Raw genomic sequence first — 24,504 nt, 5'->3', positions numbered from 1 at the left:
ATCAATTCAGGAATGGGCGGCGGTGCCGCGATTCACAGCGAGCGTGGGCCGCATCCGATCGCTGGCGCCGGGCTTGAGGAAAATCGTCAGCACCACCGAGAGCATCAGCGCGCCGCTCATCAACAAGTAAGACGCGCCGGGCGAACCAGTGGAACTGTTCAGATAGCCGACCAGATAGGAACCGCCGAACGAGCCGAGGGCGCCCATGCTGTTGATCAGCGCCATCGCGCCGCCGGCAACGTTGGCTGGGAGGATCTCCGGGATGATCGCGAAGAACGGCCCGTAAGGCGCGTACATGCAGGCACCGGCAATCACCAGCAAGGTGTAGGACCACCAGAAATGTTCGGCGCCCAGGGCGTAGGAGCCATAGAAAGCGAACGAGGCGATCAGCAGCGGCGGCCAGACGAAGCGTTTGCGCTTTTGCAGTTTGTCCGAACCCCAGGACACCAGGAGCATGCCGATCACCGCCGCCAGATAAGGCAGCGCCGACAGCCAGCCGGCCTGCACCATGTCCATCTGCGCACCGGCCTTGAGGATCGATGGCAGCCACAGCACGAAGCCGTAGACGCCGATGCTCCAGCAGAAAAACTGCAAGGCCAGGATGATGACTTTCGGCGAGCGGAACGCTTCGGCGTAGTTCTTCACCGCTTTGATGCCGACCTGCTCGGCGGCCAGGGCGCTTTCCAGATCCTGCTTTTCCTGGTCGTTGAGCCACTTGGCTTGCTGTGGGCGATCATCGGCCAGATGCCACCAAATGAACGCCCAGAGCACCGCTGGCAGACCTTCGACGATGAACATCCAGCGCCAGCTGTAATGTTGCACCAGATACCCCGAGACCACCGACATCCACAGCATGGTCACCGGGTTGCCGAGGATCAGGAAAGTATTGGCCCGCGACCGTTCGGCGCGGGTGAACCAGTGGCACAGGTAGATCAGCATCGCCGGCATGACTGCAGCTTCGACCACGCCAAGCATGAAGCGGATGACGATTAACCAATAGGCATTGGAGACGATCCCGGTCAGGGTCGCCAGGCCGCCCCAGAGGATCAGGCTGACGAAGATCAGCTTCTTCACGCTGTGCTTTTGCGCATAGATCGCCCCCGGCACCTGGAAGAAAAAGTAGCCGAGGAAGAACAGCGCGCCGAGCATCGACGACAGGCCCGGAGTGATCATCAAATCCGCCGCCATGCCGGAGGCGGCGGCGAATCCATAGTTGGCTCGGTCCAGATAGGCCAAGCTGTAGGTGATGAACACGATGGGCATGATGTACCACCAGCGGCGGGTGGCGAGGGTTGCGGTTTTCATGGTGGTGCTCCTGAGCTTGTTGTTTTTGTCGCAGCAGGTGTTTAGCTGTTGATCGTTCCCACGCTCCGCGTGGGAATGCCTCTAGGGACGCTCCGCGCGCCCTGTGACGCAAAGCGTCACGGGCTGCATTCCCACGCGGGAGCGTGGGAACGAGCGGTTAAAGGCAGAGGCAGTTCGGCTCGGGTCGGCAACCCCTCCATATCCCCCCGACTCTGCACCGCCCGGCTGCCAATCCAGTTGGCGCGCTGCACGGCTTCGGCAAAGCTGAAGTTCTCCAGCAGCGCACTGATCATGCCGACTGCGAACCCATCACCGGCTCCCACCGTGTCGACCACCGTTTGCACCGGCACGCCAGCGACAAATCCCTGATCCTGATGAGTGCGGTAGTAAGCGCCATGCGGGCCCAGTTTGATCGCCACCGCTTCGGCGCCCTGATCGAGGTAGAACGCGGAGATGTCGGCCGGATCTTCGAAACCTGTGAGCAAGCGCCCCTCACTCAGCCCCGGCAACACCCAGTGAGCGAGGGCGGCAAGGCGGTTGTTTTCGCTGATCATCTGTTGCTCGCTGGCCCACAGGCTCGGGCGCAGGTTCGGGTCGAAGGACACGCTGCGCCCGGCCTCGCGCATGCGGGTCATCAACTCGAACGACATCTGCCGTGCGGTTTCCGACAGCGCCGGTGGGATGCCGGTGGCGTGCAGGTGTCGGGCTTTGAGCAATTGCGGCGCGATCGACTGCGGCGACAGGTGGCTGGCCGCCGAACCGCGGCGGAAATACTCGACGACGGGGTCGCTGCCATCGTCGGTGCGGGACTTGAGCTGGAAACCCGTCGGGTGCGCGGTGTCGATGGCGACATGGCCGCAGTCGAGGCCTTCCTTCTCCAGGGTGTCGATCACGAACCGGCCCAGCGAATCGGCACCCACCCGACTCAACCATGCCACCTTGAACCCGAGCCGCGACAGGCCGATGGCGACATTGCTGTCAGCGCCGGCGATGCGTTTGTGGAACTGGCCGACGCTGGCCAGATCACCCGCTTGGTCGGCGACGAACATCGCCATGGTCTCGCCAAACGACAGAATATCAATCTCAGACATGAGCGTTCTCCCACTGCGATTGGCCCAGGTGGGCGAGGGCGGCAACGTGTTCGCGGGTCAGCTGCACCAGGTCATCGCCTTGCAGCGGGTATTCCGCCGCGCGCATAACGCCGTGGGGCATGTGGCGCAGCAGTTGTTCCCACTGATGCAAGTCGCTGGCGGCAGGTGGGATGGCGACCAATTTGCCGTCGGCGCGACGGGTCACCGCTTTGCAGTGCACATAACCCACATGGCGACCGAGCAATCGCGCAGCGCTGGTAGCCGACTGGTCCTGCCATTGCCAGTTGCCAATGTCAAAGGTCATCTTGATCGGCAGGTTGTGTTGCTCGACTTCATCGAAAAAACGCTGGAAGGGTTCGAGGCGACCTCCGTGGAGGGTCTGGTCGTTTTCCACCAGCAACTGCACGGTACTTTCGCTCAGCACTCGGGCGAGGGTTTGCAGATCGCTGTTGTCGGTGAAATAACCCAGGGACACTTTCAGCCATTTGGCGCCGAACGCCTGGCCGCGCTGCAGGGTGCAGATCAGTTCGGGATTGGGTCTGGACTGGCCGGCCAGCCACAATTCCATTGGCGAGGAATACACGCTTTCCAGGCCCCCGGTTTGAGCGGCAGCGGCGAGTTGCGCGGGGTCTTCGACGGTCAGCAGTTCTTCGCGCCATTCGATGCGCGTGGCCCCAGCGGCGGCCAGAACTTCGATGAAACTGCCTTGGCCGCGTTGGCGTACCAGGTCGGCGCCGTAGCTGGAGAGGCTGATGGAAACGGGTGCTTTATTCATTATTTTTTATCTCTGAAACCGGTTTCATTGTGATTCAAAAAAAGGCCTGATCTTTAGGGCCCCATCGCGAGCAAGCTCGCTCCCACAGGGATCCCAGGTGTACACAATTTTGTAAGACACAAAACCCTGTGGGAGCGAGCTTGCTCGCGATGGGGCCGGAACAATCACCGAAGATCCCCCAGAGTGGATCCCCGCACCATCAACCGCGCCGCAAAATCCAGCGTCCGCATTGGGCCATCATCCCCCCGCAAACGCCTGAGCAAACACTCAAACGCACTCGCGCCAATCTCGGTGGTCGGTTGGGCGAGGGCGGTGATACCGCTGCCCACCAGCGGGTACCAATCCAGGTCATCCAGGGCAATCAGGCCCACGTCCTGGAACAGGTTGATCCCGAGCTCACGCAATGAATGGGTGCTGGCCAACGCCGCAATCCCGTTCGCGCAAAACAGCGCTTTCGGACCGGGCCCAGGTGTGTCGAGGAAGGTTTTCAGATTCGCCGTCAGCTCGCTGCCGGTTTCTGTGATTGCCCCGCGAAGCGCAGGCCGCTGCTCGATCTGCGCCTTGAAGCTGCTGACTCGCTCGATCCGCGAACTGGTGCCGTCAAAAGGCTCGGTCACCAGCATCACGTCGCGGTAACCACGTTCTTCAAGATGGACGAGGGCCATGTCGACTGCTGCCGGATTGTCCAGCCCGACCATGTCGCTTTCAAGGTGCTCGACCTTGCGATCCACCAGCACCAGGGGCATTTCACGGTGCAGTTCGTGCAGTTCGTCGCGGTGATGGCCCAAAGTGTTCACGATCAGGCCTTCAATGTTGTACGAGCGCAGTAGCGCCAGGTGCTGGCGTTCCTGCTCGTCATCGCGGTCGGTGTTGCACACCACCAGGCTGTAGCCGTGCTGACGGCAAGCGGTTTCCACGCCATGCATCACGGCAATCGAATAGGGGTTGCGAATATCGGCCACCAGCATGCCGATCAGGCGCGTACGCCCGCGTTTCAAACCGCGGGCCATCTGGTTTGGCCGATAACCCAGCTCGCTGATGGCCTGCTCGATGCGCAAGGCAATGGCATCGGACAGCAAGGCGCGGTCTTCACCGATGAACCGCGACACGCTGGCCTTGGAGACCCCAGCGCGTTCGGCAACATCGAGCATGGTCACGCGGCTGCGTTGGGCGGCGGAGAAGCTGTTCACGGGCACGACCTTATTATTAAATTTATTGGCAAGCAGCGGCGGTGAGATCTCGCTGAAACCGGTTTCAGGAAACACCATAAACCGGTGGGCCGTCAAGTGGGGAGTGAAAGAAGATTGTCAGCCGTAGACGGCAGCAGCACGCGTACAGGAAAACGCCACTAACTGCGCCGCAATGGCGGGGCTTGGGTCGTGGTGAGCGGAACCAGCCAACCTGTCACCGGTTTGATAGATGGCGTCGTCGGCGGGCGGATGACGGCGCGAAATGCAGGTGGAAAATCGCTGCCGTTAATCGCTGAGTTGACGACTAAATGATGCAACGTCAGCCAAACAACCCCGCGGCGATATTGATCGAAAACCCCAATATCGCCGTGTTGAACAAAAAACCAATCAACGACTGTGCCAGCACAATCTTGCGCATACCCCGAGTCGCCACGCCAACATCGGAAGTTTGCACCGCCACGCCGATGGTGAACGAGAAGTACAGGAAGTCCCAGTAATTGGGCGTGGTCAGACCCTCGGCGAAGCGTAGCGCCGGGTCGTTGCCGTTGCAGGTGTAGAACAGGCGGGCGTAGTGCACGCTGAAGATCACGCCGATCAGCAGCCATGAGCCGATCACGGTCAGTGCAGTGAAGCCATAGTGCAGCAGCTTGCTCGCGGTCTCCAGTTGCTTGCTACCGGCCAGTTCGAAAGTGATGGTTGCCAGGCTCGCGATGGCGGCGATGCACACCACGAACAGCACAAGGCCGGCATTTTCGTCTTCGACCACGGCGATGCGCTTCACGTCCGGTGCCTTGGCGCGGGCGGCGAGCCAGAGCATCAGCACAAGGTACGTCCAGACCCCGGCGTTCCAGCCGATGAGGATCTTGCTGATGATCGAATCGGCGGGGGCCAGGATGCCGGCTGCGATGCCCAAGGTGGCGGCGGCGGACAGGCGAGGGTGGGTGTGGGTGAGGAAGGGCATGACGGCTCACTGTGGCAGGGCATCAGTGCACCATAGCGCAGGCCATCACGCTTGCGTAGGAGCTGTCGAGAGAAACGAGGCTGCGATCTTTTGATCTTGATCTTCATAGGTTAAAGATCAAAAGATCGCAGCCTCGTTTCTCTCGACAGCTCCTACAGTTTTAGGTGCTTCAGGTCTTATGACGCTTGCGCACCAGCTTCATCACCACCACAAAAAACACCGGCACAAATATCACTGCCAGGGTCGCGGTGATCATCCCGCCAATCACCCCGGTGCCAATGGCTTGCTGGCTTGCCGAACTGGCGCCAGTCGCGATCGCCAGCGGTACGACGCCGAGGATAAATGCCAGGGACGTCATGACGATCGGCCGCAGTCGCAGACGCGCGGCTTGCAGGGTGGCATCGATCAGGTCGTGGCCTTCGTCGTACAGGCTCTTGGCAAACTCGATGATCAGGATCGCATTCTTCGCCGACAGGCCGATGATGGTGATCAGCCCGACCTTGAAGAACACATCGTTGGGCATCCCGCGCAGCGTCACGGCCAGCACCGCGCCGAGTACGCCTAGCGGTACTACCAACAGCACCGAAGTCGGGATCGACCAACTCTCGTACAACGCCGCGAGGCACAGGAACACGATCAGCAAGGACAACCCCAACAGGATCGGCGCCTGACTGCCGGACAGCCGTTCCTGCAGCGACAAACCTGTCCATTCCTGGCCCAAACCTGCGGGGCCTAGCGCGACCAGGCGCTCGATCTCGGCCATGGCTTCGCCGGTACTGTGCCCCGGTTTTGGTTCGCCGGAAATGCTGATCGCCGGATAGCCGTTGTAGCGGGTCAACTGCGCCGGGCCCTGGGTCCATTTTGCCTGGACGAAGGACGACAGAGGCACCATTTTTCCGGCAGTGTTGCGCACATGCATCTGCAGCAGGTCAGCGACCTGACTGCGCTGATCCCCTTCGGCCTGTACCACTACCCGCTGCATCCGCCCCTGATTGGGGAAGTCGTTGACGTAAGTCGAGCCGACGGCGGTGGACAACACGTTGCCGATTTCGGCGAACGACACGCCCAGGGCGTTGGCCTGCTTGCGGTCAACGATCAATTGCACCTGCGGCGCTTCGGCCAGGGCACTTTCGCGCACGTTCATCAGGATCGGACTTTTCTCTGCCGCCTCGAGCAACTCGGTGCGGGCCTGCATCAGCGTGGCATGGCCGAGGCCGCCGCGATCCTGCAGGCGAAACTCGAAGCCGCTGGAGGTGCCCAGGCCGTCCACCGGAGGTGGCAGCACCGAGAACGCCACGGCATCCTTGATCTGGCTGAGGGCGATGTTGGCACGGTCGGCAATTGAGCTCGCCGAGTCGTCGCTGCCACGCTCGGACCAGTCTTTCAACGTGGTAAACGCCAACGCCGCGTTCTGTCCGCTGCCGGAGAAACTGAAGCCGAGAATTACCGTGCTGTCGCCGACTCCCGGTTCCTTGGCGTTATGCGCCTCGATCTGTTCGACCACCGCCACCGTGCGGTTCTTGCTCGCACCCGGCGGCAGTTGCACGTCGGTGATGGTGTAGCCCTGGTCTTCAACCGGCAGGAACGAGGAGGGCAAACGAACGAAGCAGATTCCCAGGCCGATCAGCAGCACGCCATAGATCAACAGGTACCGACCTGTGCGCTTGAGCGCGTAGGCGACCCAGGATTGATAACGCTCGGTCAGACGCTCGAAGCTGCGGTTGAACCAGCCGAAGAATCCGCGTTTTTCATGATGCTCACCCTTGGCGATCGGCTTGAGCAAGGTCGCGCACAGCGCCGGTGTTAGGGTCAGGGCGAGAAACGCAGAGAACAGGATCGAGGTGGCCATCGACAGCGAGAACTGGCGGTAGATCACCCCGACCGAGCCCTGCATGAATGCCATCGGAATGAACACCGCCACCAGCACCAAGGTGATGCCGATGATCGCCCCGGTGATCTGCTGCATCGCTTTGCGCGTCGCCTCTTTGGGCGACAGGCCTTCGGTGACCATGATCCGCTCAACGTTTTCAACCACAACGATCGCGTCATCGACCAGGATGCCGATCGCCAGGACCATGCCGAACATCGTCAATACGTTGATCGAGAAACCCAGGGCCAACATGGTGGCGAAGGTGCCCATCAACGCGACGGGCACCACCAGGGTCGGAATCAGCGTGTAGCGGATGTTCTGCAGGAACAGGAACATGACCGCGAACACCAGCGCCATCGCTTCGACCAGGGTGTACACCACCTTGGTGATCGAGACCTTGACGAAGGGCGAGGTGTCGTAGGGAATCTTGTATTCGACGCCAGCGGGGAAGTAGCGCGCCAGCTCATCCATCTTCGCTCGCACCAGAGTCGCGGTGCTCAAGGCATTGGCGCTCGGCGCCAGTTGCACGCTGACGGCGGTCGACGGTTTACCGTTCAGGCGAGTGCCGAACTGGTACTCCTGGCTGCCGATCTCCACCCGAGCTACGTCGGCGATGCGCACGGTGGAGCCGTCGGGATTGGCCTTGAGTACGATGTCGGCGAATTCCTCAGGGGTCGACAGCTGGCCCTTCACCAAAATGGTCGCGGTGATTTCCTGGGTGGTGCGGGTCGGCAGGTCGCCGATGCTGCCGGCTGAAACCTGGGCGTTCTGCGCGACGATGGCAGCGTTGACGTCGGCCGGCGTCAGGTTGAAGCCGATGAGTTTCTGCGGGTCGATCCAGATGCGCATGGCCCGTTCGGCGCCGTACAACTGGGCTTTGCCGACGCCGTCCAGGCGCTTGATCTCGTTCATCACGTTGCGCGCCAGGTAATCGCTGAGCGCGGTCTCGTCGAGCTTGCCGTCGCTGGACGTCAGGGTGATCAGCAGCAGAAAGCCGGAGGAGACTTTTTCCACCTGCAAGCCTTGCTGGTTCACCGCCTGGGGCAGGCGCGATTCCACCACTTTGAGGCGGTTCTGCACATCGACCTGAGCCAGTTCCGGATTGGTGCCGGGCTGGAAAGTGGCCTTGATCGTGGCGCTGCCCAGGCTGCTCTGGGACTCGAAATACAACAGGTTGTCAGCGCCGTTGAGCTCTTCCTCGATCAGGCTGACCACGCTTTCGTCGATGGTCTGCGCCGAGGCGCCGGGGTACACGGCGTAGATTTCCACCTGTGGTGGCGCGACGTCGGGGTATTGCGCCACCGGCAGCTGGGGGATGGCCAAGGCGCCCGCCAGCAGGATGAACAGGGCGACTACCCAAGCGAAAATCGGGCGATCGATAAAGAACTGCGGCATAAACAAGCGTCCTGCTTACTGGCCAGAAACCTGGGCAAGTGGGAGAGGGGTGTCGTCGATCTGTACCTTTTCACCCGGACGGGCGTGTTGCAGGCCTTCGATGACGATGCGGTCGCCCGGTTTCAGGCCGCCGGTGACGATCCAGCGATCGTTTTGTACGGCACCCAGGTCGACCGGTTGCTGGCCGACCCGCAGCTCGGCGTCCAGCAGCAACACCTGGGCCACCCCCGCGCTGTCACGCTGGATGGCCCGTTGCGGCACGCTGATGCCTTGCTGATCGACGGCCTGTTCCAGACGCACTCGCACAAAACTGCCGGGCAGCAGGTCGAGGTCCGGGTTGGGGAATTCGCTGCGCAGAGTGATCTGGCCGGTGCCTGGATCGACGGTGATATCGGTGAACAGCAGCTTGCCCGGTAGCGGGTACAGGCTGCCGTCGTCCTGGATCAGCGTGGCTTTGGCCTGACCCTGGCCGACCTGCTGCAGCTGACCGGAGCGAAATGCGCGACGCAGGTCGTTGAGCTCGCGGGTCGATTGAGTCAGGTCGGCATGGATCGGGTTGAGCTGCTGGATCAAGGCTAGCGGCGTGGTTTCGTTCTGTCCGACCAGAGCACCTTCAGTCACCAGTGCGCGACCAATGCGCCCGGAGATCGGCGCGGTGACGGTGGCGTAGCCGAGGTTGAGCCTGGCGCGCTCGACCGCGGCCTTGTTGGCGGCGACGTCGGCTGCGGTCTGCCGCACGGCGGCCCGGGCGTTGTCGTAGTCCTGGCCGCTGATGGCATTGCCTTCGACCAGTTGGGCGTAGCGCTGCTCCTGCAACCTCGCCTGGAACGCATTGGCTTGGGCCTTGCGCAACGCAGCATCGGCGCTGTCGAGGTCGGCCTTGAACGGCGCGGGATCGATTCGAAACAGTACATCGCCCTGCTTGACGTCGCTGCCTTCGCGGAAGGTCCGTTGCAGGACCACACCGGGCACCCGGGCGCGGACTTCAGCCATGCGCGGCGCGGCAATCCGCCCGCTCAGTTCGCTGGTGATCGACAGCGGCCGCGCTTCGATCGTCTCGATGCGCACGGTGGCCTGTGGCGCCGCTTCTTCGGCGATCGACGCCTTGTCACAGGCGCCCAGCGTCAGCGCCAATGCGATCAGGCTGAGCTTGGCCCGCAGATTCTTCGACATGTAATACCCCAATATTGACCCCCGGCATCCTACGGGGAGGCGGGGAGAGTAGCGGTGAAGCTTTGTAGGTGCTGTGTGAAATTGTGTAAGGGTTTTACTCAGGGGTGGGTGCGGGCGTATATCCTTGACTGCTTGATTCCTATTGCGCCTGCCAGGCCGCCTTCGCGGGCAAGCCCGCTTCCACAGTGTTCAGTGGTGTGCACACTATCTGTGTCCAACGAAGGTCCCTGTGGGAGCGGGCTTGCCCGCGAAGGCAATTTGGCAGGCGCCACCGCACTTTCTGGAAACACCCCCATGCCCAACATCCTCTTGGTCGAAGACGACACCGCGCTCGCCGAGCTGATTGCCAGCTACCTGGAACGCAACGGCTACTCTGTCAGCGTGATCGGCCGCGGTGATCATGTGCGCGAGCGCGCGCGGCTTAACCCACCGGACATGGTGATCCTCGACCTGATGCTGCCCGGGCTCGATGGCCTGCAGGTCTGTCGCCTGCTGCGCGCCGATTCGGCGACCTTGCCGATCCTGATGCTCACTGCCCGCGATGACAGCCACGATCAGGTCCTGGGCCTGGAAATGGGCGCCGACGACTACGTCACCAAACCCTGCGAACCGCGAGTGTTGCTGGCCCGGGTGCGCACCCTGTTGCGCCGCAGCAGCCTCGGCGAGCCACAGACCGCCAACGACCGGATCCTCATGGGTAACCTGTGCATTGATCTGTCCGAACGCACCGTGACCTGGCGCCAGCAGCCAGTTGAACTGTCCAGCGGCGAGTACAACCTATTGGTAGTGCTGGCCCGGCATGCCGGAGAAGTGCTGAGTCGTGACCAGATCCTGCAACGCCTGCGCGGCATCGAATTCAATGGCACCGATCGCTCGGTGGACGTGGCGATTTCCAAGCTGCGCCGCAAGTTCGACGACAACGCCGGTGAAGCGCGCAAGATCAAGACGGTGTGGGGCAAGGGCTACCTGTTCAGCCGTTCCGAGTGGGAATGCTAAGTCGATGTTCAGACTCCTGTTTCGTCTGTATCTGGTAACGATCGTTTCCTACAGCGCGGCCATCTACCTGGTGCCGGACCTGGTGATCAAGCTGTTTCACGAGCGCTTCGTCAGCTACAACCTCGATTATTCCCGGGGGCTGCAAAGCCTCATCGTCAAACAGTTTCACGGGGTGCCACAGGCGCAGTGGCCGAGCCTGGCAGCGCAACTGGACAGGGAATTCGACCCCCTGCACATCGTGCTGTCGGCCATCGACGACGCTGATTTCAGCCAGGCCGAGCGCGATCGCCTGCAACGTGGCGAGAACGTGGTGCGCATCGGCGACTGGGGCTGGCGCACCCTGGCGGTGGCACCGCTGAATCAACAAACGGCGGTGCAGATGGTGGTGCCGCCGGACCCGCTGGACGTCAACCTGCTGTACTGGAGCATCAACGTGCTGATCGGTGCGACCATGCTCGGCTGCCTGTTGCTCTGGCTGCGTGCGCACTGGCGAGACCTGGAACGCCTCAAAGGCACTGCCGAACGTTTCGGCAAGGGGCAGTTGGGCGAGCGCACGAGGATCTCGCCGCGCTCCAATATCGGCAGCCTGGCCAACGTATTCGACACCATGGCCGGGGACATCGAGAGCCTGCTCAATCAGCAGCGCGACCTGCTCAATGCGGTTTCCCATGAGTTGCGCACGCCGTTGACGCGCCTGGATTTCGGCCTGGCACTGGCGCTCTCCGACGACCTGCCGGCCGCCAGCCGTTTACGCCTGCAAGGCCTGGTCGCGCACATTCGCGAGCTGGATGAGCTGGTGCTGGAATTACTGTCGTACAGCCGCCTGCAAAACCCGGCGCGTCTGCCGGAACAGGTCGAAGTCTCGCTGGATGAATTCATCGACAGCGTGCTGGGCAGTGTGGATGAGGAGCTGGAGTCACCGGACATCGTCATCGACGTGCTACTCCACGGCCAGCTCGAACGCTTCAGCCTCGACCCGCGACTCACCGCCCGCGCCCTGCAGAACCTGCTGCGCAACGCCATGCGCTATTGCGAAAAGCGAATTCAGGTCAGTGTGCAGGTGTTTGCCGCTGGCTGTGAAATCTGGGTCGATGACGATGGTATCGGCATTCCGGATGACGAGTGCCAGCGCATCTTTGAACCCTTCTACCGCCTCGATCGCAGTCGCGATCGCGCCACCGGAGGTTTCGGGCTGGGCCTGGCCATCAGCCGCCGGGCCTTGGAAGCACAGGGCGGGACGTTGACGGTGGAAGCTTCGCCGCTGGGCGGCGCCAGGTTCAGACTGTGGTTGCCGACGTCAGCTTGAGAATGACCAACGGGCGGGCCGTTCACATGACGATGGCTGTTTCAAGGTGGGGGACGAAGTACGCTACACGGTGATTATCGAGACAGCAGGCGAGCCCGCCAGGGCGCAAGACCTGACGAAACTCGAGCCTGCCCTCGCTTCAGACGATCTGCAGTGCTGTCAGGTTTTCGACGAGTCGTTGATCGCTTCGGCCAGGTCCTGATATTCCTCGCAGCGGGTGTCGCCGCAGATCGACTTGATCTGCTGCAGCTGCTCCTGGGCCAGGTCCAGGCGACCCTTGATCACATAGGCTTCGCCCAGGTATTCGCGCACTTGTGCGTACTGCGGATCGAGCTTCACCGACTGCAGGTAGTAGCCAATGCCTTCGTCGGTGCGACCAAGCTTGCGGGTGGCATAACCGCGATAGTTCAGCGCCTTGGCCGTATTGGGTTGTTTCAGGGTGTCGAGCAACGCCAGGGCTTCTTCGTAGCGACCGTCCTTGGCCAGGCGATAGGCATAAGTGGTGCGGTCGGCGTCGGGCAGCAGGCTGCTGTCCTGCATCAGGCATTTTTGCTGTTTGCTGTCCCACACCTGGCCCTTGGGACAATTAGGTTTGGCCGGCTCTTCGTCTTCGTCGCCGCTGGCGAAGGCAAAGGAGCTGGAAAACGCGACGGCCAGCAACAGCGGTGAGCACCAGGCAAGACGAGTATTCATGGGCCAATCCTCAGGGGTGATACCTATAGAACATCGCCGTGCGGGCAATTGTTCATTTCTTTGCAGCAGTCCATTCAAGGAAAGCTCAAATCGAGGTGTCCTGCTTGATCAGCCGACGCATGCTCTCTGTAGAAGCTGCCATCACCTCATCAAGGAACGGGGTTGGTCTTGCTCAACCAGTCGAGCAGGGCCAGGTGAAATTTTTCCGGCTCTTCCATCTGCGGTGCATGGCCCATGCCGGGGAACTCCACCAGGGTCGACTGCGGGATCAGTTTAGCCACTTGCTTGCCAAGCACTTGGTAATCACCGATTTTCGCCTTGACCTCGGGCGGCGCAATGTCCTTGCCGATGGCCGTGGTGTCGGCAGTGCCGATCAGCAACAGGGTCGGCACCTTCAGGTCCTTGAATTCGTAGTACACCGGCTGGGTGAAGATCATGTCGTAGATCAGCGCCGAGTTCCACGCCACCTGGATTTTTCCCGGGCCTTTGGCCAGGCCGGCGTACATGTCTACCCAACGGTCGTACTCGGGTTTCCAGCGACCATCATAGTAGGTGCTGCGTTCGTAATCGCGGATGCCCTGGGCGGTGACTTTGAGCTCACGTTCATACCATTGGTCCACGGTACGATAGGGCACGCCGAGGGCTTTCCAGTCCTCCAGGCCAATGGGATTGACCAGCGCCAGCTGCTCGACCTGCTCCGGATACTGCAGCGCATAACGGGTGGCGAGCATGCCACCGGTGGAATGGCCCAGCAGCGTGGCCTTCTGGATGCCCAAGGCCTTGAGCAGTTGCTGGGTGTTGGTGGCCAGCTGCTGGAAGCTGTACTGATAATGTGCTGGTTTGCTGGAAGTGCAGAAGCCGATCTGGTCCGGGGCAATCACCCGATAACCGGCCTTGCTCAGGGCTTTGATCGAAGTGTCCCACGTAGCGCCGCAGAAGTTCTTGCCATGCATCAGCACCACGCTGCGCCCGTTGGCCTTGCCCTCGGCGGCGACGTCCATGTAGCCCATCTGCAGGGACTCGCCCTGGGATTCAAAGGCGAAATGCTTGACCGTGTAGGGGTACTCGAAACCCTGCAGTTGCGGGCCGTATTCCGGTCCGTCGGCGTAGGCCAGAGTAGGCAATGCAGCACTCAGCAACAGGCCGGGAAGCCAGCGGGGAAGGGCGAGGGGCATGAATAAACTCCTTGGGAAATCGGCCTTTGGACATCGACCGATGCTGCAACGGCTTCATTAGGTCAACATTAAACAGGCAATGCCCAGCGATGATGGTTCAACTGGCCCAGCCCAGGGTCGCCAGGGCCAGCACCCCGTAACGAGCGCCCTTGGCGAGGGTGACGATCAGCAGAAAACGCCCCAACGGCTCGCGCATCACTCCGGCCACCAGGGTCAGCGGATCGCCGATGATCGGCAGCCAGCTGAGCAATAGCGACCAATGGCCGTAGCGCTGATAGTGCACCCGGGCTTTCTCCAGGTGTCGCGGGCTGACCGGAAACCAGCGCCGATCGCGAAAGCGCTCAATGCCGCGTCCCAGCCACCAGTTCACCAGAGACCCCAGGACATTGCCCAGGGTCGCTACGGCCATCAACGCCCAGAGCCAGTATTTGTCGCTAAGCAGCAGTGCGACCAGCAGGGCTTCCGATTGCAGGGGCAGCAAAGTGGCAGCACCGAACGCCGCCAGGAACAGCCCAAGGTAAGCACCAAAGATCACTTGGCCGGGTAGTCCGCCACCACCACGTCAGCGCCATCTTTCTTCAGACCGATCACCTGGTAGGCGTCGCTCATACCGTCCATTTCCATCCCGGGCGAACCCATGGGCATTCCGGGAGCGGCCACACCCAGCAGGTCATCGCGCTTGCTCAAGGCCAGGACCTGATCAGCCGGCACGTGACCTTCGACAAACTTGCCATTGATCAGGCCGGTATGACACGACGCCAGACGCGGGGGCACACCGTGTTTCTGCTTGAATGCGCTCATGTCGGCTTCGACGTGGTCCTCGACCTTGAAGCCGTTGGCTTCCAGGTGGCTGATCCATTTTTTGCAGCAACCGCAGTTGGCGTCGCGATGGACCTCGATCGGGATAAGTTCGGCGGCCTGGGCCAGGGATGAAATGAACAGGGCGCCCAGGGCAGCCAGTCGCAGATGGGTTCGCATGGAAAGTCTCGTGTCGAATTGCAGCCGAAAAAAATACATTCTGACCAATTTCGGCGGCCAGGCATTCAAGGAGTGTTTCGAAGTACTACAAACGCAGCGGCAAAATCATGTTAGATCAACGCTGACGGGAGGATGAGGCGCAGATGACAAATATGTCAGGCACGCTCCCTGTGGGAGCCGGCTTGCTGGCGAAGAACGATAACCCGGTAATCCTGCCCGACTGGGTGTAATGCTCGAAGAAAGTCGGGAGTGCTGTAACATGCTGGCCTGCGTGCAGTGCCACAGGCACGCACGCGGATACCAAACGAACAAATCTCCAAGTTCAGGAATTACCCATGACCCAGTCGCAACGTTTGAAATACTCGATTCTGATCTCGCTGGTCGTCCTGGCGATCATGTTCGGCTTGTCCTACCTGCAGAACACCGGCGTCATCACCGAGAAAATGTTCCAGTACGTCGCCATCGGCGTGGCAGTACTGGTGGTAGTGATCAACGGCGTGATGCGCCGCAAGGTCAAGCCTTGAGCGACGCATACGAGGCCTGATTATTCGCCGTGCAACGCGGCGAATGCCTGGGGATTGAGGCTATAGCTCTTGTCCGTGTTCAAGGTGATCACCCCTTCGCTGCACAAACGCTTCAACACTTCGCGCACACTGAGAAAGGACAGGGGAATATCCAGGTCCAGCAGCTGGCTGTGAACCCCGCGCACACCCAGGCTGCGCTCGTGCTCGGCGGCGTTCAGCAGGGCGTCGATGACTTTCAGGCGTATCAAGCTGGTGCGCAGGCCGAAGCTTTTCAGCAGCAACCTGATGCGTTCGTTGCCATGGCGATCGGTACGTTGATCGAAAACGCCGGTGCCCATGGAAGAACCCATTGGCGCAGTGCTACCGTCCGTTGGCAGTTGCGAGTTGTACATGCAAAAACTCCTGTTCCGAGCCTGATCCGGGAAATTATTGGTGCTCTCATTCAATAAGACGAATGAAGTGGGCAAATCATGAAGGCTGGAATGTAGAAATTTTGTCGATGCGATGTCGGCACGGCGTGAGAAGCCTTGGTTCCGGGGTTCTGCGGGCTAAATTTTTAGTCGTTTGTTTCGTTCTTGGGGAACACAGTCGAGTACGCATAACCTGATGGGCGCGTACGGTCCATGACTGATATTTCGATCAGGAGCGAGCGTGATTATTTCCAGGCAGTTAACCCGGTTGAGCCTTGCTGGCGTGATGGCCGTCGCGAGTTCTGCGGCAAACGCGCAGCCGACCCAGGCGACAGCGGATATCCGGCGCACCACCTTCGGCATCCCGCATATCCGCGCCGAAAACGAGCGTGGGCTGGGCTACGGCATTGGCTATGCCTACGCGCAAGATAATCTGTGCCTGCTGGCCAATGAGATCACCACGGTAAATGGCCAGCGTTCGCGTTACTTCGGCCCGGAACAACTGACCGTCGAAGAGCGGCAAAATCAGGTCAGCGATGTGTTTTTCACCTGGCTCAACACCCCCGAGGCAGTCGCTGCGTTCTGGCAGGCGCAACCAGCGCCGGTGCGTGATCTGGTCGAGGGTTACGCAGCGGGTTTCAACCGTTCACTCAAGGAAATTCGGGCCAACGGACTGCCGCAGCAGTGCCAGGGGGAATGGGTTCGGGATATCACTGCGCAGGATCTGGTCAAGGTGACTCGCCGCCTGCTGGTCGAGGGCGGGATTGGCCAGTTTGCCGAAGCGCTGGCCGGCGCCACGCCACCCCAGGCAGTCGCGGCCAAGACCAGCGGTCCTGCTGATTTCGAGCTGGCCGATACACGCCAGCAGCGCTTTGCCCTGGATCGCGGCAGCAACGCTGTGGCGGTAGGCAGTGAGCGCTCTTTCAATGGGCGCGGCATGTTGCTGGCTAACCCGCATTTCCCTTGGGTCGGCGGGATGCGTTTTTACCAGATGCACCTGACCATTCCCGGCAAGCTGGATGTGATGGGCGCCGCCTTGCCCGGCCTGCCGATGATTAACATCGGTTTCAACCAGCACCTGGCCTGGACCCATACCGTGGATTCGTCCAAACATTTCACCTTGTACCGCCTGCAACTCGATCCCCAGGATCCGACGCGATATGTGCTGGACGGAAAATCGCTGCCGATGAGCAAAAAAACCGTGACAGTGAACCTGAAAAGCGCCGACGGCCATGTCCAACCGGTATCCCGAGAGGTCTACAGCTCGCAGTTCGGGCCGATCGTGCAATGGCCTGGCAAGCTCGATTGGGATCAGCAATCCGCCTACAGCCTGCGTGACGCCAACCTGGAAAACGACCGGGTGCTGCAGCAGTGGTACTCGATGAATCAGGCGGGCAGCCTCGGCGAGTTGCAAGCGTCGGTGCACAAGATCCAGGGCATCCCGTGGGTCAACACGGTGGCCGCAGATGACCAGGGCCAGACGCTGTACATGAACCTGTCAGTCGTTCCCAACGTGAATGCGCAAAAGCTGGCTCGGTGCAGCGACCCCCGTGCCGGACTGGAGATGATCGTGCTCGACGGCTCCAGGAGCGAGTGTGCCTGGGATATCAACCCGCAGGCCGCGCAGCCGGGCATCTACGCTGCCGACAAGCTACCGCAACTGCTGCGCAAGGACTTTGTGCAGCACTCCAATGATTCGGCGTGGTTGGTCAATCCGGTACAGCCGCTGACCGGGTTTTCACCGCTGATCAGCCAGCAGGACCAGCCGCTGGGGTTGCGCTCGCGGTTCGCTCTGGAGCGCCTGAACGTGTTGCAGGAGTCCGGGAAGGTCAGTGCTGGCGACTTGCAGCGGATGGTCCTGGATGATGAGGTTTATCTGGCCGCGCAGGTGATGCCGGACCTGTTGCAATTCTGTGCTTCAAGCATGGCTGCGACGCTCAAGCCAGTCTGCAGCAGCCTCAAGTCCTGGGACCAGAAGGCGAGCCTGGACAGCGGCGTTGGCTTCGTACATTTCCAGAATGTGATGCAGACGTTCCAGGAATCACCTGATGTGTGGCGAGTGCCATTTGATCCGCAGGACCCGCAACACACGCCGCGTGGGCTGCGAGTGGAGGAGCCTGGGGTCGCCGAGGCTGTGCGTGCGGCAATGCTGGCCTCGGTGGAGCAAGTTGGCAAAATGGGATTGAACAACGACAGTCGCTGGGGCGAGATTCAGGTGGCCAGCAGCGGCGGCCAGCAAACGCCGATCCATGGTGGGCCGGGCACGTTGGGTGTCTACAACGCAATCCAGAGCGTGCCGAGGTCTGATGGAAAACTCGAAGTTGTCAGCGGCACGAGTTATCTGCAGGTGGTGACTTTTGACGAGAAGGGACCGCAGGCACAGGGGGTGTTGGCATTCTCGCAGTCCAGTGATCCGGCGTCGGAGCATTCACGGGATCAGACGGTAGCGTTTTCGCAGAAAAAGTTGAGTGTGTTGCCGTTCACCGAAGCGCAGATTGTGGGGGATCCGGCGTATCGGGTGCAGAGGATCAGCGAACGGGATGAACGCTAGATTTTTGGAGTTTGCTGGGGGATCGCATTAAGCACCGGGTTGCCGTCCTTATTGCGCGTGATGTACACCGGCAGCACTTTGGGCAACGAGGCCACCAGGGAGTTGAGTTCCTTGATGTTGTAGATGCCGCCGATGCGGATCGAGCCAGTGGTGTGGTCGGCAACCGCCAGTGGCTTGCTCAGGTAGCGATTGATCAGGGGCAGGGCGTTAGCCAGGGTCAGGTCATCGAGCACCAGCTTGCCGCTGCGCCAGGCCAGTGAGTTGTCATTGTCGTAGGTCTGGCTGATTCGGGGAATGTAGTCGCCATGGCCATAGCTTGCCTGCATGGCGGGGCCGAGGCGCAAGCCATCCCCTGGGAGCGCGGCGTTGCTGCTGACCAGCACCGAACCTTCGATCAGGTTGACCCGAACCTGATCTTCGTACATCCAAACATTGAATTGAGTGCCGGTGACCCGGATCCTGCCGTCAGCCGCCTTGACCACGAACGGGTGAGCCGCGTCATGGCTCACCTTGAAAAACGCTTCGCCCTTGCTCAAGGATACCCGACGCTGATCCTTGTAATTGGCGAAGGTCAGCTCGCTGCCCAGATTGAGTTCGACCTCGCTGCCATCACTCAAGGTGATGTGACGCACCGTGTCGCTCGCTTCGAGGTGCTCGTAGGCGTTGGGCAACCAGCCCAGGCTCCAGCCGCCGAAGGCAGCCATCGGCAGCACCAACGCACAGACCGCCGCCGCAATACCCAGCGAACGCCAAGGCGTTGCGGGTCTGAAGGGCGCATTGGCCACACCCGCCGCATTGGCGCGGGGCAAATCACCGGCAACGTCCCAGATCTCCAGCATCGCTTCGTACTCGAGCGCATGCAGCGAATGCGCCTCGCGCCACTGCTCAAACGCCAGGCGCTCCTGAGCGGTGCAGTCGTTCGCATGCAAACGCATGCACCAATGCGCAGCGGCATCGGTAATGGCGTCGTATTCGGCTTGTGAGTAGGGGGTGTCGGTCATTGACTCATCCTGATTTCCTGCATTCTACCCTTGCGAGGAAGTCGGCGAGAACACCGTCATGGCAATTACCCATCAAAGAGCAATGGTTTTCATTAAACACTTTGTTCAAGTGTCATTGCCAGCACCCCCGGTGGCCAATCAGGCGACACTCAGACCACAGGTTCGGGGTCCAGTTGCCGGCCCATTTCACTGATCAGCCGAGTGACTGAGTCGGCATTACGTAAAATAGTGTCAATGCGCACGTCCGCAGAGTTGTGGTCCAGGAAGGCATTACGGGCTTCGCTCAACGACTTGGTCCGAGTGGTACGCAGAACCTCTTTCGCCACATCGTAAGAATTCGGAATGGCGTCCAGGCTCACCCAGCTCGATAGCGAACTGTTCCAGTCGCGAAACAACTGACTGCGCGGGGTAGCCAGGGACAGTGCCTCTTTTTCAAATAACTCCTGGTCAGTTTTCATCTTTGCACCAAAAGCGGTTGCGGTCGTAATCAGGTCCGAGAACGGCCGTCGGGCCTCCAGATACGTAATATCGATCGTGTTGGCGAAATGGTGGGAAAATTCGTGGATGAGCGTGGTTGCCTGAGCGTGGCCGTCGACATCGAATGCCTCGGTCAATCCGGACTTGTACCAGTCCAGTTCCGGCTTGAAGAAGTGCTCTGAGAAGTAGACTCTTTTCTGTTGGTCCCGCTTGACGATAAATGCGATGAACTTGGAAGAACTCGATGAAGTGGAACCGACCACAAATCGGCGAGTATCAAGGTCGTCCAGTCCCGGATCGACGAGTGCAGTGCAGATAGGCACGATGACGTTGCGGATTTTATCCAGCACCCCGTCGTCAACGGTGTGAATATCAAAGAAAGATTTGAAAAAAGTGTCCAGTCGCGAGCTGTCACCGGCCTTGCGCATCTGTGCCAGGTTATGCAGGCTTTTTAAGGCGTAGAGCCTGGCAATGTCCAACGCTTGCACGATGATTCGTGCTTTCTCGGGATAATGCCGACGAATTTCGTCCATGCCCTGGGCTTCGATGTTGAGCTCATCCGATGCCTGCATCTGGGCGACGAGGTTGTTCGCAAATCGCGAGATTGCCTTGCCGTAGTGAACCGAATGCGGGTCGACCGCCATTACCAGTTGCGGGCCGGGCGCAAGGTCGAGAATCGGTCCCTTCTCGATACCGTCCGTCATGCACCATCTGCCGCTGTGTTGGGCGACGCGGTAAACCTTGCCGGCGACTGGCGCGAAGTGATGGGTAGTGGTGGTGTCGCGGTAGGTATTGCTGGCAGCGTTTTTCTGCAGCTTCTCCAGGTCCACGGTCGGCGCTTCGTAGGCTTGCGCTGCTGTTCGGGTGGCGGATGTGGTGTTGATCGTCGACCACTTCGGCGCGACCACGGTCTGCACATTGCTCGGCTCCACTGCGGTGGCAGCTTCAGAGATGGCCTCGGGGCTGGCGTTCATCATCCTGCCGATGGTGATCATCTGCGCCGCACCGGAAACGAAGGACTTCAGCGCGCGCTTCCAGTGATGATCCTGAAGTGCTTCGGCCGAATCCTTGAAGTCTTTGTAGGCCTGCCACAGAAACAGCAAGCAGGACAGCTTGCCGGGCAGGCAACTCACCACCAGGTGGATGCCGGAACTGAACAATTGCTTGGCTTTTTCCCAATCGGTTTGCGCCGTGGGCGTACTTTGGCAGCCGAGCATCTGCTTGAGCAGCAGGATATTGTCCTGGAACAAACGCTCCAGCACATTGCCAGGAATCGGATTGTCAGCAAGGGTGATCTCGGTGGTCCCGCCCAGCGATTCCGTGAACAGGTTGCGGAAGGTGGAACGGGATGATTCGGGCAAACGCCGCAGCAACAGATCCTGCAACGGCCCTGGCCGGTTGAGCGCGGCCACCAGGCTCGTTTCGCTGGCGAACTCGGTGAAAGGCGAGCCGACAAAGTAGGGCGCGTACAACACCTGCGGGCCGACTGCATCCTTGCCTGGGCTGATCAGGTACATGCCCAGTGTCGCGACCGGTGTGGCGCCTGCGGTGGAGATCAACTCCAGAGGGCGGATGATTGCATTGGCGCCTTCCACTGCTGCCCTGGCCGTCGCATTGGGCATGTCCAGCAGCTGCTGGATTGCATCGAATGCACTGGCCGACAGCTGTTCCTGCAGTTTGAGCGCATGCGCTTCCTGCAGCAGCTGCCAGGGCATCTGGCGGAAGTAGCGCAACTTGCGCGCCCGGGCGTCGTCGCTGTCGCCTGAGAGTTGTTGCGAGAGCAACTGTCCATACACGGACTTGATGTTCAACTGCAAAAGCAGTTGGCGAACAGCCCCTGGGGTCATGCCCTCGGGCAGCGCTTGCCGGCTGCTGGAGGCCAGGGTAAAGCTGGTGCCCTGGAGAAGGTTGATATGGTTGAGCGCGAACTCGGTGAGTGACTGGGCTGGGCCCGCGATGGCCAGCGCAGGCGTGACTTTGATGTCGTCCGGGTCAATGTAGAGGCCGTTGAATCGAGTTTTCTGCAAGGCTATCAACTGTTCGTGCACGTAGACGGCGAGGGTCTTGATGCCATGCAGATAGTCCTTGCCGTCGATGACACTGCGTCCATGCTGCTGGAGGATTTCGATGTGTTTCTGTTGCTCCAGCAGTGAGGCATTGCCCAGCCAGGCGGGCAACGACTGCTGGGTCGCGATGGCTTCACTGATGGACCTGGCGCGCTGCAGGTTGGTGGACAGCGGTTGGCGTTTGAGGTCATTCAGAGCGTGCGCAGTCTTGGCCTGCGGTAGTTTTAAGTATCTGACCTGCTCACACGAAGCGAGAAAATGCTCGATAGCCGACTGTTGTCGATGCAGCGGCACGCTGCCTTCGATCAGCCTGAATTGTCCCAGCGTGTAAAGCGTGTGGATCCCGCGCTGCGTTGCAAGGACGTTTTCAATCAGCCCAAGGCGCTTGACCGGGTCCAGCAGTCGCCGTTGCAATGCACGCCTGGCCGTTGCGACGGACTTGAAGGCCTCAAGCCCCAAGGCCGGCGTCCATAGGAGCGCTCGCCCGGAATGCTGCTCGTCCAGACCGCCGCGTTCGGTTAGCAGGAAGCAGTGGGCGACCATCAAGGAACTGGCGCTGCCAGCTTTTTCAAGGCTGAACCAGTAGGCGTCCGGACGGAAACCATTGAGCGCCTTACGCCCAGCGCGAGTGGGTTGGTCGGTAGCAAGCACACTGTCGACAATCGCAACATCGCTGGCAGACAAGCTGCGATTCAGCACTCGCATCCGGGCTTCGCCCAGGATACCCACTGCCATCGCATGGGCCAGCTTGGGTTTCAGGCTTTCGAGGCTGGTCCTCTGTTCCGCGCTGGTTTCATCGAGCTGCGACATCCATTCCACTTCAAGTGCCAGCCTGACACTTTCGAAAGTATTGCCGGCCGTCACTGCCTTGTCTGCCAGGACAATGGAGGGGTGCGATTGGCCGGTGATGATCGGGCTGGTACTCCAGCGGCCCCGAGTCGGCAGCGCAGTCAATGGGGCGTCGATCAGGCTGCGCACGTCCAGCGCCTTGTCGAACAGCGCCGCCATGTTGACCAGGCCATCGCTGTTGCGGAACACGCCCAAGGCGTATTCAACATTTTGCAGCTGTTTTGCGACGATCCTGTCCAGCAGCGTGTCGAACACTGGACCGGTAATGGGTTCACCCGATACTTGTGGTTGGTCAAATCCGAGAAACAGGTTGCGTTCCTGTTGGGTCAGCAACTCGTACAGCTCGTCCTCATGGCCCCTGCTACTGAATTTTGCGCGGACGGTTGCTACCAGGTCTTTATGGTCCTCGAGCAGTTGCAGGCCATTGACCGGGGTAAACAGATAGGCGTCGGGGTTAGCAATCATGAATGATCCCGCCAGCTCGACGTAATTGGCCGGGTACTCCCACAGACGCACTGCCTCAGGAATCAACGGCAACGATGCACTCCACGCTGCACTGCGCTCGAACAGCACCTCCAGTCCTCTGGCTTGCCCTGGAGTAATGATCGATTCCTGTCGCTTGAACAGGATGTCCGCCCGCGCTTTGTCGCTCATCGCTTGGGAAAATAAGATGAGGCGCGTCTGTCCATTGGGTAACAGGTGATTCCAGTACGCTTGCAGTTTTTTCCCAAGTAACCGGCTCAACCCTGCAGCAACGGTCCTCACTGCGTTGTGCCAGATTTCCTGGTCTGCATCGGCGGCCTTTCGCTGCGCATTGGAAAACTTAACGGTCTGGCCCGCCGGCCAGCCCTGGTGACGGTAAAAAAGCAGCAAGGCGTCGCTCAGGGACATGGCCTCTTCCACGACCGGCTTGACCTGCGAGTGGTCAACGAAGCTCACTCGGGTCTGGCTTTGCGGGAGTTGCGCAAACGATTCGCGCAGCACGTCAGCGAAAATTTCGTTGAGCAGGTCTGGAAGTAAGGGCAGCTGAACCAGCTGTTCCAGCAATCGCAGGGCGTTGTGTTGCTGATTAGCCTCTATGACGGTTTTCTGGTCCTCGAATATCCCATCCTGCATTATCTCGTGGGTCACCTCGGCAATCAGTTCACCGTCAAGCTGCGTGCGCTGGGCGTTCGAGAGAAAACGCAGCAGGACATCTCGCTCAGCCTGTTTTGACAGCCTCATTACCAGCTCCGCCTGAAGTAATTCAACAGTGTCGAACTTCTCGATGCCGCCATAGGGCGTGTAAAGAATGGCGGCACTGTCATCAGGTGTGGCTGACAACATGAAGCAGCCGGCCAGGCCGACCGCAGGTTTGCCCTTGACCTTGAGCAACAAGCGTTCGGCGGACATGGGTGGAGTGAGCGCCTGGCGACGTGCATCGGTTGCCAGATGAATGTGACCGAGCCAGGAAAAATCCTTGCTGGACAGCGAGTGTTGCTTGCCAAGTTCAGTGTGCGATCCAGGCTCATTGAGCACTTGAGGGAAAAACAGTGGAGAGGAAGCAGAGGTCATGGCAGTCTCGAAAATCGCCCTGGTGGCGTGCAGTGGATGGCCTGCCAACCTAGGTGATGCCACTACGCTTGCGGTGGTAAATAGTTATCGCGATATCCAGTCCGAGGTCAGTTACATTGAGACGGTTACGCACCCTGCAATCGAAAGATTGACAGCCCGCTCGG

Annotated in this window: 18 protein-coding genes; 4 read left to right on the top strand and 14 right to left on the bottom strand. The window is 60.3% G+C overall.

The genetic code is table 11. The features are described 5' to 3' along the window. Positions 1 to 6: 6 nt before the first annotated feature. The 7 genes from ACYZTK_RS02480 to ACYZTK_RS02450 all read right to left on the bottom strand — a co-directional run bounded on the left by ACYZTK_RS02480 (position 7) and on the right by ACYZTK_RS02450 (position 9,760). Positions 7 to 1,305 (bottom strand): MFS transporter, encoded by a 1,299-nt coding sequence (locus tag ACYZTK_RS02480; protein ID WP_462012978.1) that lies wholly within the window; start codon positions 1,303 to 1,305, stop codon positions 7 to 9. 116 nt (positions 1,306 to 1,421) lie between these two features. Beyond that, on the bottom strand, positions 1,422 to 2,396 hold the full coding sequence (locus ACYZTK_RS02475; protein WP_462012977.1) for a sugar kinase: 975 nt from the start codon (positions 2,394 to 2,396) through the stop codon (positions 1,422 to 1,424). Next, the gene (locus ACYZTK_RS02470) at positions 2,389 to 3,171 is read right to left on the bottom strand and encodes a sugar phosphate isomerase/epimerase family protein (protein ID WP_462012976.1); all 783 of its coding nucleotides are present in this window, start codon (positions 3,169 to 3,171) and stop codon (positions 2,389 to 2,391) included. Before ACYZTK_RS02470 ends, ACYZTK_RS02475 begins: the two co-directional genes overlap by 8 nt. A 164-nt stretch (positions 3,172 to 3,335) precedes the next feature. Continuing rightward, positions 3,336 to 4,361: a LacI family DNA-binding transcriptional regulator gene (locus ACYZTK_RS02465; RefSeq protein WP_462012974.1), complete on the bottom strand. Its 1,026-nt coding sequence runs from the start codon at positions 4,359 to 4,361 to the stop codon at positions 3,336 to 3,338. A gap of 319 nt (positions 4,362 to 4,680) precedes the next feature. Then, entirely contained in the window at positions 4,681 to 5,322 is a 642-nt protein-coding gene (locus ACYZTK_RS02460) for a DUF1345 domain-containing protein (RefSeq protein ID WP_462012973.1), read from the bottom strand. A 169-nt stretch (positions 5,323 to 5,491) separates the two neighbouring features. Next, complete coding sequence (locus ACYZTK_RS02455) at positions 5,492 to 8,587, bottom strand: multidrug efflux RND transporter permease subunit (RefSeq protein ID WP_462012972.1); 3,096 nt, start codon at positions 8,585 to 8,587, stop codon at positions 5,492 to 5,494. 15 nt (positions 8,588 to 8,602) lie between these two features. Continuing rightward, positions 8,603 to 9,760, bottom strand: a complete 1,158-nt coding sequence (locus tag ACYZTK_RS02450; protein WP_462012971.1) for an efflux RND transporter periplasmic adaptor subunit — start codon at positions 9,758 to 9,760, stop codon at positions 8,603 to 8,605. A gap of 294 nt (positions 9,761 to 10,054) precedes the next feature. On the opposite strand from ACYZTK_RS02450, the gene ACYZTK_RS02445 reads away from it, so the two are divergent. Further along, positions 10,055 to 10,756 carry a response regulator gene (locus ACYZTK_RS02445; RefSeq protein WP_462012970.1) on the top strand — a complete coding sequence of 234 codons (702 nt, stop codon included), beginning with the start codon at positions 10,055 to 10,057 and terminating at the stop codon, positions 10,754 to 10,756. Between the two features lie 4 nt (positions 10,757 to 10,760). Next, positions 10,761 to 12,062: an ATP-binding protein gene (locus ACYZTK_RS02440; protein WP_462012969.1), complete on the top strand. Its 1,302-nt coding sequence runs from the start codon at positions 10,761 to 10,763 to the stop codon at positions 12,060 to 12,062. Between the two features lie 159 nt (positions 12,063 to 12,221). On the opposite strand, the gene ACYZTK_RS02435 is transcribed toward ACYZTK_RS02440, so the two are convergent. From ACYZTK_RS02435 to ACYZTK_RS02420, 4 genes are all read right to left on the bottom strand, one after another. After that, positions 12,222 to 12,755, bottom strand: a complete 534-nt coding sequence (locus ACYZTK_RS02435; protein ID WP_462012968.1) for a tetratricopeptide repeat protein — start codon at positions 12,753 to 12,755, stop codon at positions 12,222 to 12,224. Between the two features lie 149 nt (positions 12,756 to 12,904). Then, positions 12,905 to 13,930, bottom strand: a complete 1,026-nt coding sequence (locus tag ACYZTK_RS02430) for an alpha/beta fold hydrolase (protein WP_462012967.1) — start codon at positions 13,928 to 13,930, stop codon at positions 12,905 to 12,907. A 97-nt stretch (positions 13,931 to 14,027) separates the two neighbouring features. After that, positions 14,028 to 14,462: a YqaA family protein gene (locus ACYZTK_RS02425; RefSeq protein WP_462015002.1), complete on the bottom strand. Its 435-nt coding sequence runs from the start codon at positions 14,460 to 14,462 to the stop codon at positions 14,028 to 14,030. Next, positions 14,462 to 14,908, bottom strand: coding sequence for a DUF411 domain-containing protein (locus ACYZTK_RS02420; RefSeq protein ID WP_462012966.1), 447 nt, complete (start codon positions 14,906 to 14,908; stop codon positions 14,462 to 14,464). Before ACYZTK_RS02420 ends, ACYZTK_RS02425 begins: the two co-directional genes overlap by 1 nt. Before the next feature lie 335 nt (positions 14,909 to 15,243). Here ACYZTK_RS02420 and ACYZTK_RS02415 point away from each other — a divergent pair, with 335 nt between their 5' ends. Next, positions 15,244 to 15,432 carry a hypothetical protein gene (locus tag ACYZTK_RS02415; protein ID WP_462012965.1) on the top strand — a complete coding sequence of 63 codons (189 nt, stop codon included), beginning with the start codon at positions 15,244 to 15,246 and terminating at the stop codon, positions 15,430 to 15,432. Between the two features lie 20 nt (positions 15,433 to 15,452). On the opposite strand, the gene ACYZTK_RS02410 is transcribed toward ACYZTK_RS02415, so the two are convergent. After that, positions 15,453 to 15,824 (bottom strand): fe2+ zn2+ uptake regulation protein, encoded by a 372-nt coding sequence (locus tag ACYZTK_RS02410; protein WP_462012964.1) that lies wholly within the window; start codon positions 15,822 to 15,824, stop codon positions 15,453 to 15,455. 259 nt (positions 15,825 to 16,083) lie between these two features. Between ACYZTK_RS02410 and pvdQ the strand changes: the two genes are divergently transcribed. Beyond that, positions 16,084 to 18,393 carry a bifunctional acylase PvdQ gene (gene pvdQ, locus ACYZTK_RS02405; RefSeq protein WP_462012963.1) on the top strand — a complete coding sequence of 770 codons (2,310 nt, stop codon included), beginning with the start codon at positions 16,084 to 16,086 and terminating at the stop codon, positions 18,391 to 18,393. Here the strand turns inward: pvdQ and ACYZTK_RS02400 are convergent. Both ACYZTK_RS02400 and ACYZTK_RS02395 read right to left on the bottom strand, forming a co-directional pair. Then, entirely contained in the window at positions 18,390 to 19,394 is a 1,005-nt protein-coding gene (locus ACYZTK_RS02400; RefSeq protein WP_462012962.1) for a FecR family protein, read from the bottom strand. The genes pvdQ and ACYZTK_RS02400 overlap by 4 nt on opposite strands. Before the next feature lie 149 nt (positions 19,395 to 19,543). Further along, positions 19,544 to 24,340 (bottom strand): dermonecrotic toxin domain-containing protein, encoded by a 4,797-nt coding sequence (locus tag ACYZTK_RS02395; RefSeq protein WP_462012961.1) that lies wholly within the window; start codon positions 24,338 to 24,340, stop codon positions 19,544 to 19,546. Positions 24,341 to 24,504 lie beyond the last annotated feature (164 nt).

The sequence above is a fragment of the Pseudomonas sp. LB3P31 genome, assembly GCF_054897945.1.
Note: the sequence above shows the minus strand (reverse complement) of the source record. Positions and strands in the feature narration are given on the sequence as shown.